Below are 16545 nucleotides of genomic sequence, written 5' to 3' on the forward strand. Positions count from 1 at the left end.
CTGCTATCACCTTTAAGTAAGGTGGAAGCAGAAGGCTACAACAAGCAACTCATATCAGTCGGTTATATGCTCATTAGGATTACTTGTTCAGATCATGTTTTTACGTATCAGCGAGCGAATGGAATCATGAAGAAATAGCTGAGTGTTGCCACGGCACCAAGTCCAATAGACCACGCCCCTGCGGTTTTACGGCCGTTGACATAAGCATAGTATCCAAGCACTGCTGCTGCCGGACCCAGAACAATGGACCACATGAACAAGGAAGCAATACCAAAGGCCAGCCCCATATAACCGGAGATTCGGCCGGTAGATTTCATGACACCGTCTTCTTCGTCCCTCACAGGTGCATGATCTGTTCTTTCCGTTGGTTCTGTTCGAATAGAACCCGTTGTAGGTGCTACCTCTGCACCATACTCTTCCTTGTGGCTGCGTCTTGGATAATCTACACGCTCACGCTTTTTTTCATCTAACGAAGTTGTTTTTGGACGATGGAACGGGTGATTATCTCTATGGTCATTATTCAATGCAAAGCACCTCCATATAAATGGGAATGACTGCTCATTTCGGTCTAAATGTGTGGCAGCATGTGGCAGAAGATGTACGTGCATGATCATGATGATCGGAATCAAAGGTCTCTCCGGCAAATTCCTCATGTAAGCGGCGGGTGGCATGTTGGTCAATGTCAATCATGATGGCATCGGCCTGGCAGAAATTGTTTTCTCCCCAAAAGTGGCAGTTAGCAACACTGCATTTGACTATTGGCTTCTCATGGCTCATTTTTATCACCTCGACATCTATTGTCTCCGCACCGTAAATGAGCTATTCTCCAACGAAATACCAGATGATGACATGGGCCTTTCTCCGCAATTCCAGTTGAAGAAAACGCAAAAAAACCGCCACAAGGGCGGTTTTGTCCAATTTAAATATAAGTTAAAAAATTGATTTACGCGTGATTGCGTTGGTTTTGCATCCGACGCTGCGTTAGGTAGTCACTTTCATAAAATGCCAGGTCATCGCGCAATTCTTCGTACGTTTTTGATATCTCAAGAATGACATCCCGTACTGCACGAATTGGCTTATCACGGAAACGGATTGCATCCTGACCAGTGTAAGCATATCTTCCATCTTCGGAGTAACATTCATTTTTAGGATAAAAAAAGCTGTTTATGCTTTGATGGTATGTGTTATAGAGAGCCTTCTCGGCAAAATCGACATCAAAATTGGCACGACGCAGCACAACGCCAAGTTTTTCGTAAGAAACTTCAGAAAAAACGAGCAAATGACGGAGATCCGAAAGAAATCCTTTGTAGAACGCTGATGACTCCTCCGTCTGATTCTGATCCAGTTCAGGCAAGGCATTTTCATTCAAAAATTGTTCGATCCGATCGATAGCCGGTTTTAACTTTTCCCTAGTTGACTCACATGTTTTCTGTACATTGGCTGCTGACATAAAGGTAGCTCCCCCTTAAATAAGTCCTTACATATAGATCGGCCAACGGGAGGTTCTCCCCTGACCTTGAATTCTCAGCTACTATCCTACCATAAAAAGATGACGAGCGGTATCCCTTAATCAGGCTTTCCCTTCCTACCCCTGAACATGCCCATTACCCACAGCTCCCCTGATCTTCACCTGCATAAAAATAACCGCTTTTCCTAACGATACATATATCCAGTGACAACGATGAAATTAGAGCACTGTAAGATGATTGTCAAAACAAACGAGGAGGTTCCATCCCTTATGTCCAGACCGAAATGGGTTAATTGGGCCATTGCCGCGGGTGCAGGCGCACTTGCCTTGACACTTTTGCTTCCAACGACCAATCGTCCTGTTCCTACTCCAAGTGCCATGCCCGATTCTCCACACGAGGAGCATGCAAGCAAACAACGTCTCAAAGTCCAGGATGTAAAGTCAACCGATCTGCTAACCCGCGCGGATGCCAAACAGCACCTTAGCATCATGCTTGAGAAAACCTCCAAAATGAATGATGTGCAAATAAGCAAATACGTTCATGAACTACAACAAACACATGATCATATCCGGTCTATTGATATAATGAATACCAATGGATCACACAGTCGGCACTTTGACAAAACAGCAGCAAAAGGAAGCAAAGTGGAACAGCAGAAGCTGGAACATTCTCTCGCCTTGGCCAAAAAAGCCGTGAGTAAACGTCAAAGCTTCGAATCTTCATCCTTTCCTCTGGGGAAAGAAAAGTTTTTTGTCATGGGGCAGCCTTCCAAAGATGGAAAAAGAGCCGTCATCGCTTTGTTTAGCCAAAATGTCCTGAATGCTGTCGAGCAGCACCAGCGCAAAAATTTGCGTATGATCCCTTATCCGCGGGAAGGCAAGTTCAAAATCGAATCTGTACACCCCGACACCCTTAACGAAATCACCGTAAAGACAGGGCATGATAACGCCAATGCCAGTCATTTTTACGAAAATGAAATCGTCATCCGTTTCCGTCAGGAGCCAGGGGAGCGGGATATGCGCATCATTAAATCCGATCTGCGCACTCAATCGGCACGTAAGCTTGGATATACGTATGTTTTTCGGTCAGAACATATGAATTATGAGCAATTGCATGCTTATTTTGAACGTAAATGGAATCCGCTGTATATGGAACCCCACTACATGTATTTAACCAATGAGACCTTACCTGAACAAGATGTAACTGTGCCCAATGATCTCTTGTTCTCCGACTACCAGTGGAACCTGCCCGCCATTGAGACTAACCGCGGCTGGAATATTACGAAAGGCAACAAGGATGTTATCGTTGCCGTGGTAGACACCGGCGTCGATCTGACTCATCCCGATTTGAAGGGCAAGCTGCTGGATGGTTATAACGTTGTTGATCCAGCAAGCAAACCGCTTGATGATGTGGGTCATGGTACACATGTAGCAGGCATCATCGGCGCTGTTGTGAATAACAACGAAGGTGTAGCAGGGATGAGCTGGTATAACAAGGTACTTCCTGTTAAAGTGCTGGACAATTCGGGTTCAGGCACAACCTATGCCGTTGCCGAAGGCATCATTTGGGCCGCTGATCATGGAGCCAAGGTCATTAATATGAGTTTGGGGAATTACGCTGATGCCCAATTTCTTCATGATGCCATCAAATACGCTTTTGATCGCGATATCGTATTAATTGCAGCGACCGGTAACGACAATACGGAGCGTCCAGGATATCCTGCCGCCTATCCGGAAGTATTTGCGGTATCCGCTACGGATCCGGACATGAGCAAAGCTTCCTATTCCAACTACGGGGATTACGTGGATGTAACGGCTCCAGGGTCCAGCATCGCAAGTACGTATCCGAACAACCAATATGCAGCCTTGTCCGGAACGTCCATGGCTAGCCCCCATGTAGCGGCACTTGCAGGCTTGATTCGCTCGCTCAATCCCGATCTGACCAACACGGAAGTTATGGATCTTATGCGTCAAAGTGTCATAGATCTTGGTGACCCAGGTCATGACAAGTATTTCGGTTATGGTCAAATCGATGTGTTTAAAGCATTGGAGGCGGCCTCTGGCAGCAGCGCCCCACTTCAATTCTGGCCGCAGCATGTAAGACAACAAATGGATAATGCGATGAAAAAGTACATCAAACAGTAGCCGAACACTGAATATAAAAAACAAAAGCAGCTGCGCCCCGGGGCGTATGCTGCTCTTTGGTATGTTTACCTATTCCCCCGGGGCACCCGCTGCGACTAGCGCTTGCGAGTAGTTGTACGGGATTTGCCTGATTTTTTCACGGATTTTTTCTTACCGTTATGGCTTGAAACAAAACAAGGTTCTTCTTCTTTGACCACGACAGGATACATGTGATGATGAATTGGCACACAGTGATGTTTTTTGATGACTTCGATCGGGTGAATTACGGGTACGATTTGTGGGATGTAGTAATCTTCAACAACCTGGATCGGGTCACATACAATCGGACAAAGCGGTGGACAGAAATGGTTCATTTCAAACCAACTCCCTTTCAAGTGATACTATAACGTATTGCACAGGGTCCAATGTGGATTGGATGTATGTCCGTGTTCGAGAAAATTAAATAAGCGGGAGCCTGTCAGCCGTTGTCCCACCCTGCTGCGGTGTAATGTTCTCAATAACCCTGCATAACACCCGTAGCCCTTCACATAACCGTTCCTTATTCGTAACTGTGAAGCAGATCCGCAGACTCGCCGTATCCGTTTCCCCCACATAACAGGCAGAACCCGGCAAAAAGGAAACACCAGCAGCAAGTGACTGGCGGTGCAGCTCACGCATATCCAAACCATCCGGCAATTGCAGCCACAGGTTTAATCCCCCATCAGGTAAAGTCCAGTACATCCCCGGAGGACTATGTTCCTCCAGCACATCCGCTGCGGCACACAGACGGGAATATAACTCATCCCTCAGACGAGCTGTATACGCACTGTATTGATGTTGAATAAAAGATTGCAATGCTTTCTGCGTGAGCAGCGGGCTCCCGAGATCCGCAGTGGATTTGGCAGCAACAAGCCGGGTGAGTACACTTCCGTCTGCAACCGCACACGCCACTCGACAGCCGGGAGACAGCACTTTGCTGAAACTCTTGATATATATCACATGGCCCGTCCCATCCATGGATTTAATGGAAGCAGGGGGCGGATCACGGAAATACAAATCAGCGAACGGATCATCCTCCAGAATGAGACAATGATAACTCTGAGCAAGATTCAGCAGTTGTGCACGCCGTTTGGCGCTCATCGTAATGCCTGTAGGATTGTGAAACGTAGGAATGGTATATATTAATTTAGGCGGGTATGTATCACATAACCGGGTTAACAGATCAATACGCATACCATCGTCATCCATCGGCACCGTAATGATCTTTGCTCCTCTGCTTGTAAACACATCAATCGCTCCGGTATAACTTGGTGCTTCCATGTAAACGACGTCACCAGGACCAACAAACGTACGCGCCACAAGATCGATTCCCTGCTGGGTACCGCTCGTTATTAGCATCCGTTCGGGCATTACCCGCAGACCTCTTTCCGCAAAATGCCCGGAGAACGTCTGACGCAGTTCCCGATCCCCCTGAAAGGACCCGTAGGCAGCCATTCGCTCCGGATGATCCGAGGACAGTCGGTAGGCACTGTCGATAATCTCTCGCGTTGGCAACAATTCAGGCTGAATGGCCGACATATGCAGCTCATATCTAACTTGAGGAGATGCATCAAAATGTCTCCAGAGCTGAGCTCGGGGCAAATAATCCACAAGAGCCATCTGCCAGTTCCATGGCGTGCTGGATTCATTCTTTGCTTGAGTCCGGTGAGTCCTCTCCATATCTTCTGTTTTCTCCAACTCCTGCGTCCCCCGTACATAACACCCCTTCCCTTGGGAACAGGTAATCAGCTGTATGGCTTCAAGCTCTGCATAGGCTTTGGACACGGTGACCAGACTGACGCCCAGATCTGTGGTCATTTTACGAACCGATGGCAAACGGGTACCAGGCTCGATTAATCCAGACCTTATTCGGTCCGCAAGGGTGAGTGCAATCTGAACATACAATTTAGTGCTGCTTCCCCGCTTTAATTCAATATGCACACATGCACCTCCCAACTGTTATGATCAGCATTTTACTGTTATACTGCATTCCGTCTATTATAGTTTATAATATCAGTATAACAGTGAATAACAGGAGATGAGAATAATATGAATATCCCTTGGTCCAAAATGGCACAAAACACCCCGTCCTCTGTCGTTCGCGACATGTTACAGGCTGCACAGGCACCTGGAATGATTTCGCTTGCCGGAGGTTTACCTGCTCAAACATCGTTCCCGCTTGAAGCTATCCGTGACGCATACGAAAAAGTATTCATGGGCGGTTCAGCGGCTCTTCAGTATGCAGAGACGGAAGGTTTCCGACCATTACGTGCCAAAATTGCTGAACGTCTTGAATCCAAGGGCATTCCGGCTTCACCTGACCATATGCTTCTGACTACCGGATCCCAGCAATCCATTGACCTGGTATGCCGAATTTTGCTTGATCCAGGCGACAGCGTACTAGTCGAATCACCAACCTATCTGGCTGCGCTTCAAGTCATTCATTCCTATCAGGCTGAAGCGCACGGTGTTGCTTGTGATGATGACGGAATGTTGCCTGAATCACTGGAAGAACAGCTGCAATTGTATCGTCCCAAGCTCGTCTACATCAATCCTACGTTCTCTAACCCGTCGGGCAAAGTATGGTCTCGCGCGAGACGGCAACAAGCCGTGGACCTGTGCCGGAAATATGGGGTATTGATCCTGGAAGACGACCCCTATGGTGAAATCCGTTTTAAACCGGAACAACTGGATGCCCCTGCGCTGGCGCAGCTGGATGCAGCATCCTACGAGGGACCGTCCAATGTCATCTACACCAGCACATTCTCCAAAACAGTAGCTCCAGGCCTCCGCACTGGCTGGATACTGGCTGCTCCGGATGTTATCAAAATAGCCGCCCGCGCCAAGCAGGGTGCAGATTTGCATTCCAGCAGCATTGACCAGAGAGCACTTCATGCGCTACTGGAGTCTTTCGATCTGGACGAGCATATTCGCAATATCTCACAGGATTATGAACAACGGATGAAAAAAATGACCACTCTAATGGCAGCAAAAGCGTGGGAAGGTATTTCCTGGAATTCACCACAAGGCGGTATGTTCCTATGGCTGCAACTGCCTGAGGGCATGCTGGCCAGCAATCTGTTCACTTATGGAATTCAAGAGAAAGTGTGCATCGTACCTGGAGATTCCTTCTATGCAGGTACACCGGAGCTCAACCGTATGCGGATTAACTTCACCCATACCGATCCAGATCTGCTTCCTGAGGCTGTAGAGCGTATGGATCGCGCCATTCAACGCTGGCATGCATCATTACAGTCGGACAGTGTAGTTACACTGTAACAAACTGTCATCCACTGTATCATTAGGAACCATTTTTCATTCCACACAAACTAACAACAAAAATAAGGCGTCAGACCCGAGAAAGCTCGAAGTCTGACGCCTTATTTATATGACCTGCAAGAGCAGGAAGAAGTCTTTTGAAATGTAATGGCGTCCTTCTGATCAGTCAGGCACATCAGGTACAATCGTTCTGTTTGCCCTTGACTGATAGTGGACTATACTTGTTACTGTTGTGTTGTAGTTAGGAAAGCTTACCGTAAGCCGGGTTCTGTGCTCTTCGTGGTTCAGACGGGAACTACCCTCCCACCACAAGCGACAATCATCTATCTAGGCCATACATTGCTGCACAGCTCAAGCGACCAACCTAGACACACCTCGGGCTAAGGCTGTCTTCTCCGAAGAGTCGACTGTGTCCCATTAGGTCTTGCTCCAGATGGGGTTTACCAGGAACGAAGTCACCAGCGTTCCTCGGGGTCTCTTACACCTCGGTTCCATCCTTGCCTGTGCCGGAAAATCCGGCCATCGGCGGTCCATTTCTGTGGCACTATCCTTCAACTCGCGCTGACTGGACGTTATCCAGCATCCTGCCCTGTGGAGCCCGGACTTTCCTCTCGTGGCAACGAAGGCCACCAGCGATTGTCTGTCAAGCTTTCCGAACAACATTACATAGTATACAGGCATTTGAGTTTACAAACAAGCTTAATCTTACTGGAAGAAATGAACCCGGGTGCTTTTAGATAAACTGGAATACTTCCGTGTTTACCTCTGATGCAGTTACTTTCGTCTCATAACGTTTGTCTTCCAAACGTGAACGCAACCAGTCCGCCGTTTTGGGTTTCATGATTTTCTCGGCATTATGCCCGACGTCGATGATACACATACCCGCCATCAACGCATCGTGAGCCGTATGGTAATCAATGTCTCCAGTCACGATCACATCAGCACCTTTGAATCGTGCAGGAAGGGTATAACGGCTACCTGAGCCGCCAAGCACTGCTGCTTTTTTGATTTGCTGAGTAAGATCGCCTACTACCCGAACGTATGGCACATCCAGTTGGGCCTTCACGACCTCCACCAGTTCACCGAGTGTCTTTGGTTGTTTGAGTGGTCCCAAGCGCCCCAGACCCAGCGTACGGCCTTTTAAATCCATTGCATACAGGTCATAGGCCACTTCCTCATACGGATGAGCCTTAAGCATCGCTTGAACAACCTTGCTGCGCAAACTCTGCGGTACGATGGTCTCAATCCGTATTTCTTCTACACGCTCCATCTGTCCCTCTGTACCGATGAAAGGCTGTGTCCCCTCTCCCGGGACAAAAGTGCCTGTGCCTTCCGTATTGAAGCTGCATTTATTGTACTGACCAATACTGCCAGCCCCAGCTTCGAGAATGGCCTGGAGCACCTGCTCATGATGAGTACGGGGTACAAATACAGCCAGTTTGTACAAATGATCTGTATGTACATCCTCAAGTGACTCCTTGCTCTCTATTCCAATAGCCTCGGCCATCCAGTCATTCATGCCGCCCTCAGCCACATCCAGATTGGTGTGACTAATGTATACCGCAATATCATGCTTGATCAGCTTTTCATACAATTTCCCCATGGGAGTGTCGGTGCTCAACGATTTGACCGGACGGAAAATGATAGCATGGTGCGCAATAATTAAATTGGCCCCAATGCGAATCGCCTCGTCAACAACTTCGTTCGTAACATCAAGCGCGATAAGCACGTGTGTAATTTCCTTTTGCAAACTGCCAAGCTGAAGACCAATTCGATCGTCCGGCACGGCCAGATCTTTGGGAGCAAGCTGCTCCATCATTTGAATTACCGTTTGACCTTTCGCAAACATGAGAGTACCTCCTTCAAGTTCACAATTAGCTGCTCTACCTCTGCCGCCTTCTCCCGGGAAGACTCCTGATCGGATTTGGAAATGGACTGAACAACGCTTTGCAGCTTGATAATTTCGCTCTCCCATTTGGCAAAAAACACATCCGTTGGACGGTCTGTTAAATAAGGCCCCATGCGAAGCAGCAGATCTGATGTCAATTCTACCCCGCCTTCAAGGGGACGTGCGCGATACACTTCCTCATTGGCGATCGGACTGAGTTCTTGCGGCATTGCTGTAATGATTTCGTACACTTTGCCATCTTCCTCAAGCAGTTGTTCTGCAACCACCACCCAGTGATGCTCGAGCAACCAACGTCTGAGAATATCTTCACCCACATTAGGCTGCAAAATAAGAAGCTTGACCTCATCAAGTTTGGAGAGACCACGATCCAGAATGGAGGCAATCAGTGCCCCTCCCATCCCGGCAATGGTCACAACATCCACTTCTCCTGCAGAGATGACATCCAATCCATCCCCACGCCGTACTATAATACGTTCCTTCAGACCTGCATCGCTAACTTGCTTGCGTGCAGCTTCATAAGGGCCAGGGTTCACTTCACCGGCTACTGCACTTGCTGCTTTTCCGCTGCGTACTGCAGCTACCGGAAGCAAAGCGTGGTCCGAGCCAATGTCAGCCAAGCGGCTGCCTTCGGGAATTTGATCATGTATTCGCTGTAATCGATTCGAAAGTTTCATGAAGCACCTACACCATTCATTTAATTTATTGATTTGCATTGAACAACGAAAAGCGATAAAATGAAATCCAATAAAACATTTCAAGGATGAATTACCAAAACCAAGAAATTTAGATGTTCAATTTAAAAATAAAGGAGACCCCGCCGCCGCTAAAGCGTCTTGCGGAAAGTCTCCCATAGTGATGTTATTCGAGGAAATCCTTAAGCCGTTTACTACGGCTAGGGTGACGCAATTTACGAAGAGCTTTGGCCTCAATTTGACGAATACGCTCACGCGTAACACCAAATACTTTGCCCACTTCTTCCAGTGTTCTTGTACGTCCATCGTCCAGACCGAAACGCAGACGAAGTACGTTCTCTTCACGCTCAGTCAATGTATCCAGGACATCTTCGAGCTGTTCTTTCAGCAATTCATAAGCAGCAGCATCCGCCGGAGCCAGTGCTTCCTGATCCTCGATGAAATCGCCCAGATGGGAATCATCTTCCTCACCAATCGGTGTTTCCAGGGAAACCGGTTCCTGAGCAATCTTCGTAATCTCACGAACTTTTTCCACACTCAGATCCATCTCGGCAGCGATTTCTTCTGGTGTCGGTTCACGCCCAAGTTCCTGCAACAGCTGACGGGATACCCGGATCAGCTTATTAATCGTCTCCACCATATGCACAGGGATACGAATCGTACGCGCCTGGTCCGCAATCGCACGGGTGATCGCTTGGCGAATCCACCATGTTGCATACGTACTGAATTTATAACCCTTTTTGTGGTCGAACTTCTCAACCGCTTTGATCAGACCCATGTTACCTTCCTGAATCAGATCCAGGAACAGCATTCCACGTCCAACATAACGCTTCGCAATACTGACCACGAGACGAAGGTTAGCTTCAGCCAAACGACGTTTCGCTTCTTCATCCCCGTTTTCAATCCGTTTAGCCAGTTCTACTTCGTCATCCGCAGACAACAAAGGTACACGACCAATTTCTTTGAGATACATACGAACAGGGTCGTTGATTTTGATTCCTGGTGGAAGGCTCAGATCATCATCAAAGTGGAATTCATCGTCTCCCTCTCTGGTGTTGTTCTCGGAATCTTCACTAGGGCGAAGGGTTACCTCCTCATCATTTTCGTTCACTACATCAATACCCAGGTCGCTCAGTTGTTCATAAAACTCATCCATCTGCTCAGCGTCTTGCTCAAACGGGGAGAGTTTCTCTATAATTTCTTTGTAGTTCAACGAAGCTCTTTTCTTACCTGATTCAATCAATTGATCCTTAACCTGATCCAGCGTCAATTCTGTTTCTAGTTCAGTATGCTGATCATTCGCCATAACTCGACTCCCTCCTCCCTAGAAACATCCAACATTCAGACGTTCACTGTCTCTCTAGGGCAATCATTTCAATTGCAATTTGTGCCGCGCGTACAGAATCACCTGCCCGCTCTGCAGCAATCATTTCTTCTTTTTTCAGATCGTACTCTTTCTTACGCGGATATTTCAGCACTTCCCTGATGCAATCATCGAGCATTTGAACACTCCATTCACCTGGACCATCCATCATCGAGATTGAACTGACTGTCTTTTCCAGTCGGTCGTCATGCAGTGAAGACATAAAACGGCTTGTATCCGACGGTTTGCCTTGCGCATAATAGGCATATAGATAAGCAGCAATAGCTGCATGATCATCCAAGTTAAAAGCTTCACCAAGATGCTCATTCACGTACTGGGCAGCCTCTTCATCCTGAAGCATCCAGGCGAGCAGTTTGCGTTCAGCAGCGTGGTAAGCCGGCAACAGATTGGGTGTAGGCACCTGCCTATTTTGTTGCCTACCATTATTCCACCTTTTCGGGTTATTATCCCCATACTGGAGGTTATTTTTCATGGCCTCCCGTTCTTCATTACACTCCTGCTTCAGTGTTTCAAATGATACGTCCACTTCCGCAGCCAGTTCCCGAAGATATACTTCTCGTTCTGTAGGAGAAGACAAAGGAGCAATAAGTTTCACCGCTTCCTTGGAATAAGCGATCTGTCCGCCGCCTTCTAGCAGTATATGGTTTTTTTTTAGGTTTATAAGCTTAAATTTTGTAGTCGTTACGGCGCCGTCCACAATCTGGTTTCGGAACCGCTCGCCACCATGCTTGCGGATAAAATCATCCGGGTCGAGTCCATCCGGTATTAGAGCAATTTTGACCTGCAACCCGGCTTCCTCAAGAATAGGAAAGTTTTTGAGAGCTGCAGCCTGTCCCGCTCGATCGCCGTCATAACATACAATGACTTCATCACACATGCCCTTAAGCATCAGTGCCTGATTCTCAGTAAGCGCAGTACCCATAGCCGCTACACCATTTTGGATATCCTGATCCCAAGCGGAGATAACATCGCCATACCCTTCGAACAATATGGCCTGCCTTTGTTTGCGAATTGCATTTTTGGCATGATGCAGATTGTAGAGAACACGGCTTTTGTTAAATAACCGGGTTTCCGGTGAATTTAGATACTTCGGTTGCCCGTCTCCCAAAATGCGACCTGCAAATGCAATCGGCTTTCCGCTCCGGCCATTAATCGGAAACATGACTCTGTCTCGGAAACGGTCCACATATCCCTGACCTTCGTTTCGCGGCGACAGTAAGCCGCCCTTCTCCATCTCTTCAAGCGGAAATTCGCGCTTTTCCAGAAATTGTACCAAGGTATCCCAGCGATTCGGCGCATAGCCTATCTGGAACTGGTCAATCAGCTTGTCGCTAAACCCGCGTGAGCGTAAATATTCCATAGCCACTTTACCGTGCTCTGTATTCTTTAATAAAAAATGATACAGCTTCGCGGTAAGCTCATAGGCTTCCAATAAACGTTCAGTCTCTGGATTAACATGAGCCGATTCACGCCCTTGCCAGTCCCCCATTGAGATGTGACTTTCTTCTGCCATCGTCTTGACAGCCTCGGGAAAGGATAACCCTTCGATTTCCATCCTGAATTTGATGGCATTTCCACCCGTGCCGCAACCGTAGCAATAGAAAATTTGTTTCTCAGGCGTAACTGTAAACGAAGGCGTCTTCTCAGAATGAAAAGGACAGAGGCCTTTCATATATTTCCCCTGTTTGGTCAGATGTACAAATCGGCTCACCGTATCGACGATATCATGCTGCTGTAACACCGATTCAATAATGCTTTCGGGTATACCGCCTTGTCCGGTACTCATCTTGATCCACCTTCATCTCTTAACACGTAAATATTATTCGATAAACTTACACATTCTCCTGCAAATCTTTCAAAAGTTTTGTCAGTTTATGTTGAAAAATTTCCCGATCCTGCTCTGTGAAAGGCTTTGGGCCTTTTCCATAATGCCCTCTTTTTCGTGCTTTGGCCGCAGTATGACGGGAATCCAGCATGAAATCAATGTCACGATCATTAAACTCACGACCACGAAATGATAAAACATAACACCGTTTGCCAAGTGCGAGCGCCGCCAGTCCATAATCCTGTGTAATGACCACATCGTATGGCTTGATGTGATTGGCAATGTACAAGTCTGCACTCTGATCACTTCGATCTACCTGAACGGTGCGCACTCCCTCTCCGCCCTGAAGAAAATGATCAAATGAAGAAACCATCAGTACAGGAACTTTGAATTGGCGTGCTGTTTCAGCGATCTCGGCCTTGACCGGGCAAGCATCACCATCCACAACAATGTGGCGTACATTCAACTCACTCAAACCCAGACCACCCGGTTTCATAAAATAGCTGCATATTGTAATATACGACCCCAGCCAGCCAAAATCCTTCTGACCAGTCTATGGAAATCAAAGGCTAAAATACGGAACGGCTGTAAATATAAATTTCTCACAATCCGTTCCGTATATTTATACCCTCATATATCCTTCTTTAATACTGAATTTGTGCTTTGTCTCAGATCTGTGCTCCTGGAGCAAAAGCGGACCCGATTACCAGACCAGTTTGGAGAAATCAGCAAAAGCTTTCAGATCACGGTCAATCGCTGCAAGCAGTGCCAGACGATTCGCCCGCACAGCTTCGTCTTCAGCCATAACCATAACTGAATCAAAGAATACGGTGATAGCTTCCTTCCAAGCCGATGCAATCGCGAGTGCTTCAGCTGCTGCATGTTGAGACAATACCTGACGATATTCTTCATTGGTTTTGCTCCAAGCCTCATGCAACTGACGCTCTCCTTCTTCTGTGAAGAGTTCTGCATGTACCGAAGCATTGGATGCTTTGGCAGCCAGATTACCGACACGGTTGAAAGATTCAACGGTAGTTTTGAAAGCATCTCCCGTTTGAACAGCTGCCATAAGGGCTTCACCTTTTGGAACTACCGCGCTGATATCATCAAATCCGGAAGAAATTACTGCATCCACCACATCATAACGAACCGTTTCGGACAACAGTTTCTTGACACGAAGACCGAAGAAGTCCTGTAAATCTTTACGTACCTCTTCATCCGCACGTTTCAACAAGTTCATCTGGGCATGCACTTGAAGTGCAACGCCGAACACGTCGGACAGTGTCAGTGGAAGATTGTGATCCAGCAAAATTTGAACAATACCTGCTGCCTGACGACGCAGCGCATAAGGGTCCTGAGATCCAGTTGGAATGATATTGATCGAGAAGCAGCCTACGATCGTATCCATTTTATCCGCAGCACTGACAATGGCACCAACGAGCGAAGCAGGAGATTGATCTCCGGCGAAACGTGGCTGATAATGCTCAAATACCGCTTTGGCCACTTCTTCTTTTTCACCAGCTTTACGAGCATAATCCTCACCCATCACACCTTGCAGTTCAGGGAATTCTCCCACCATAAGTGTAACAAGATCGAATTTGCAAATATCCGCAGAACGACTCACCGCTTCGGCTACATCAGCTGGTACTTGCAGCTTGCTAGCCAGGCCATCTGCAATTTTGCGAATACGGCGTACTTTATCTCCAACTGTGCCCAGCTCTTCCTGGAAGACAATGCTCTCCAGCTTCGATAATGCGTCCTTGATCTCCAGCTTCTGGTCTTCCTCATAGAAGAACTTGGCATCTGACAGACGCGCACGAAGTACCTTTTCGTTCCCTTTTGCAATGACATCCAGTGAATCGCTGCCGCCGTTACGAACCGTAACGAAGTATGGCAACAATTGCCCATCATTATCAAGCACCGGGAAATAACGTTGATGCTCGCGCATCGAAGTGATCAATACCTCTTGTGGAATATTCAAAAATGAAGACTCGAATGTTCCGAACAGCACCGTTGGTGTCTCCACCAGGAACAAAACCTCTTCCAGCAAATCTTCCTTGATCGCAATATCCCATTTCTTCTCGGCAGCCAGTGCCTGTATCTGGGACACAATCATCTGTTCACGTTCTTTAATATCTGCAATGACATGTTCGGAGCGCAGCACTTCTACATACGAAGCGGGGTCCGTAATGACCGCCTCTTTTCCGAGAAAACGATGTCCACGTGTTACATTGCCAGACTTCACTCCTGCAACTTCCAACTCAATCACATCACTGCCGAGCAGAGCAACAATCCAGCGAATCGGACGTACAAATTTGAAATCATACGAAGCCCAGCGCATGAATTTCGGGAACGTCATAGCATGCAGGATAGCCAGCAAACCCTGACCGATTACAGAGGATGTTTCTACGCCTTTGCTGCTCTTGGTCGCATAGATATATTCCACGCCGCTTAGTTCCTTGAATGTGAACTGGTCCGGTTCAACACCCTGACTACGGGCAAATCCGAGTGCAGCTTTGCTCCAGTTACCACTATCGTCTAATGCTATTTTACGTGAAGGTCCTTTTACCTCTTCCTCCACGTCTTCCTGCTTCTCGGCAACATCCTTGATCAAAACAGCCAGTCGGCGCGGTGTGGCATAGGCATTCACTTCACCATAAGCAATACGGGAGGCATCCAGCCATTTCACGACACGATCCTGCAGCTGTTCAATTGCTGCTCGCATGAAGCGTGCAGGCACTTCCTCCAGACCAATTTCAAACAACAGATCCTTAGACATGCTCAGCTCCCCCTTTCTTGATCAGCGGGAAGCCGAGCTTCTCACGCTCTTCCACATATGTTGCAGCCACTTGACGAGCCAGATTACGGACACGGGTGATGTACCCGGTACGCTCCGTTACACTGATTGCTCCGCGCGCATCCAGAAGGTTGAACGTATGTGAACATTTCAAAACATAGTCATATGCCGGGAAAACCAGATTCTGTGCCATGGCTTTGTTTGCTTCCTCTTCATGCATGTTGAAGAGTGTAAACAACATTTTGACATCAGATACTTCAAACGTATATTTGGAGTGTTCGAATTCAGGCTGACGGAACACATCACCATATGTAATCCCGTCTACCCATTCCAGTTCAAACACATTTTCTTTTTCCTGAATGTATGAAGCAAGACGCTCCATGCCATACGTAATTTCAACCGCTACCGGATTTGTCTCAATCCCGCCGACTTGTTGGAAATACGTAAATTGGGTGATTTCCATACCGTCCAGCCATACTTCCCAGCCAAGACCGGCACAGCCGAGGGAAGGGTTCTCCCAGTTGTCTTCAACAAACCGAATATCGTGTTTGAGCGGATCAATGCCCAATTGTTTCAGACTTTCCAGGTAAATTTCCTGAATATTGTCCGGAGAAGGCTTGATAATAACCTGGAATTGATGATGCTGATAGAGACGGTTTGGATTTTCTCCATAACGACCATCCGAAGGACGGCGGGACGGCTCAACATAAGCTACTTTCCAAGGCTCGGGTCCAAGCGAACGCAAAAAGGTCATCGGGTTCATCGTACCTGCCCCTTTTTCCGTATCATATGGCTGAACAATAATACAGTTGTGCTCGGCCCAGAATTGTTGCAGCGTGAGAATCATCTGCTGAAAATTCATAATCATGCTCCTTTTCGATGGTTTGTGATAAACAAGCCTAGAACGGTACAGACAATAAAAAGCCCTCGTCCTACGCCTGTTATACAGACATAGGGACGAGAGCTATTCCCGCGGTTCCACCCTACTTGGCTTGGATATAAACAGGAGATCCTGTTCATACAAGCCC

Annotated in this window: 15 protein-coding genes and 1 other RNA gene; 3 read left to right on the top strand and 13 right to left on the bottom strand. The window is 47.5% G+C overall.

Features of this window, described 5'->3' with window-relative positions:
- Window positions 1-107: 107 nt before the first annotated feature.
- Window positions 108-524 (bottom strand): hypothetical protein, encoded by a 417-nt coding sequence (locus P364_RS0101790; RefSeq protein WP_024628450.1) that lies wholly within the window; start codon window positions 522-524, stop codon window positions 108-110.
- A 34-nt stretch (window positions 525-558) separates the two neighbouring features.
- On the bottom strand, window positions 559-759 hold the full coding sequence (locus tag P364_RS36705) for a DUF1540 domain-containing protein (RefSeq protein ID WP_306440240.1): 201 nt from the start codon (window positions 757-759) through the stop codon (window positions 559-561).
- Between P364_RS36705 and P364_RS37720 the strand changes: the two genes are divergently transcribed.
- Complete coding sequence (locus tag P364_RS37720; RefSeq protein ID WP_024628451.1) at window positions 670-942, top strand: hypothetical protein; 273 nt, start codon at window positions 670-672, stop codon at window positions 940-942. The genes P364_RS36705 and P364_RS37720 overlap by 90 nt on opposite strands.
- 1 nt (window position 943) lies before the next feature.
- On the opposite strand, the gene P364_RS0101800 is transcribed toward P364_RS37720, so the two are convergent.
- Window positions 944-1450, bottom strand: coding sequence for a YpuI family protein (locus P364_RS0101800; RefSeq protein WP_024628452.1), 507 nt, complete (start codon window positions 1448-1450; stop codon window positions 944-946).
- A 288-nt stretch (window positions 1451-1738) separates the two neighbouring features.
- Here P364_RS0101800 and P364_RS0101805 point away from each other — a divergent pair, with 288 nt between their 5' ends.
- Window positions 1739-3613, top strand: a complete 1875-nt coding sequence (locus tag P364_RS0101805; protein ID WP_024628453.1) for a S8 family peptidase — start codon at window positions 1739-1741, stop codon at window positions 3611-3613.
- A gap of 95 nt (window positions 3614-3708) precedes the next feature.
- On the opposite strand, the gene P364_RS0101810 is transcribed toward P364_RS0101805, so the two are convergent.
- Window positions 3709-3966, bottom strand: coding sequence for a hypothetical protein (locus P364_RS0101810; RefSeq protein ID WP_024628454.1), 258 nt, complete (start codon window positions 3964-3966; stop codon window positions 3709-3711).
- Window positions 3967-4051: 85 nt separating this feature from the next.
- The gene (gene pdxR, locus P364_RS0101815; protein WP_024628455.1) at window positions 4052-5572 is read right to left on the bottom strand and encodes a MocR-like pyridoxine biosynthesis transcription factor PdxR; all 1521 of its coding nucleotides are present in this window, start codon (window positions 5570-5572) and stop codon (window positions 4052-4054) included.
- 108 nt (window positions 5573-5680) lie between these two features.
- Here pdxR and P364_RS0101820 point away from each other — a divergent pair, with 108 nt between their 5' ends.
- On the top strand, window positions 5681-6910 hold the full coding sequence (locus tag P364_RS0101820; RefSeq protein ID WP_024628456.1) for an aminotransferase-like domain-containing protein: 1230 nt from the start codon (window positions 5681-5683) through the stop codon (window positions 6908-6910).
- 242 nt (window positions 6911-7152) lie between these two features.
- On the opposite strand, the gene rnpB is transcribed toward P364_RS0101820, so the two are convergent.
- The 8 genes from rnpB to glyQ all read right to left on the bottom strand — a co-directional run bounded on the left by rnpB (window position 7153) and on the right by glyQ (window position 16379).
- Window positions 7153-7562: RNase P RNA component class A (gene rnpB, locus P364_RS36030), an RNA gene on the bottom strand.
- 81 nt (window positions 7563-7643) lie between these two features.
- Window positions 7644-8759 (bottom strand): Nif3-like dinuclear metal center hexameric protein, encoded by a 1116-nt coding sequence (locus tag P364_RS0101825; RefSeq protein ID WP_024628457.1) that lies wholly within the window; start codon window positions 8757-8759, stop codon window positions 7644-7646.
- Complete coding sequence (locus tag P364_RS0101830) at window positions 8735-9493, bottom strand: tRNA (adenine(22)-N(1))-methyltransferase (protein ID WP_024628458.1); 759 nt, start codon at window positions 9491-9493, stop codon at window positions 8735-8737. Before P364_RS0101830 ends, P364_RS0101825 begins: the two co-directional genes overlap by 25 nt.
- Before the next feature lie 184 nt (window positions 9494-9677).
- On the bottom strand, window positions 9678-10817 hold the full coding sequence (gene rpoD / locus P364_RS0101835) for an RNA polymerase sigma factor RpoD (RefSeq protein WP_024628459.1): 1140 nt from the start codon (window positions 10815-10817) through the stop codon (window positions 9678-9680).
- A 43-nt stretch (window positions 10818-10860) separates the two neighbouring features.
- Entirely contained in the window at window positions 10861-12681 is a 1821-nt protein-coding gene (gene dnaG, locus P364_RS0101840) for a DNA primase (protein WP_024628460.1), read from the bottom strand.
- A 46-nt stretch (window positions 12682-12727) separates the two neighbouring features.
- Window positions 12728-13195: a YaiI/YqxD family protein gene (locus P364_RS0101845; RefSeq protein WP_373456219.1), complete on the bottom strand. Its 468-nt coding sequence runs from the start codon at window positions 13193-13195 to the stop codon at window positions 12728-12730.
- Window positions 13196-13423: 228 nt separating this feature from the next.
- Entirely contained in the window at window positions 13424-15499 is a 2076-nt protein-coding gene (gene glyS / locus P364_RS0101850) for a glycine--tRNA ligase subunit beta (RefSeq protein ID WP_024628462.1), read from the bottom strand.
- A complete protein-coding gene (gene glyQ, locus P364_RS0101855) occupies window positions 15492-16379 on the bottom strand; it encodes a glycine--tRNA ligase subunit alpha (RefSeq protein WP_024628463.1) in 888 nt (295 codons plus the stop codon). The genes glyS and glyQ overlap by 8 nt, the downstream gene beginning before the upstream one ends.
- Window positions 16380-16545 lie beyond the last annotated feature (166 nt).

This window comes from Paenibacillus sp. MAEPY2 (assembly GCF_000499205.1).
Taxonomy (GTDB): Bacteria; Bacillota; Bacilli; order Paenibacillales; family Paenibacillaceae; genus Paenibacillus; species Paenibacillus vandeheii.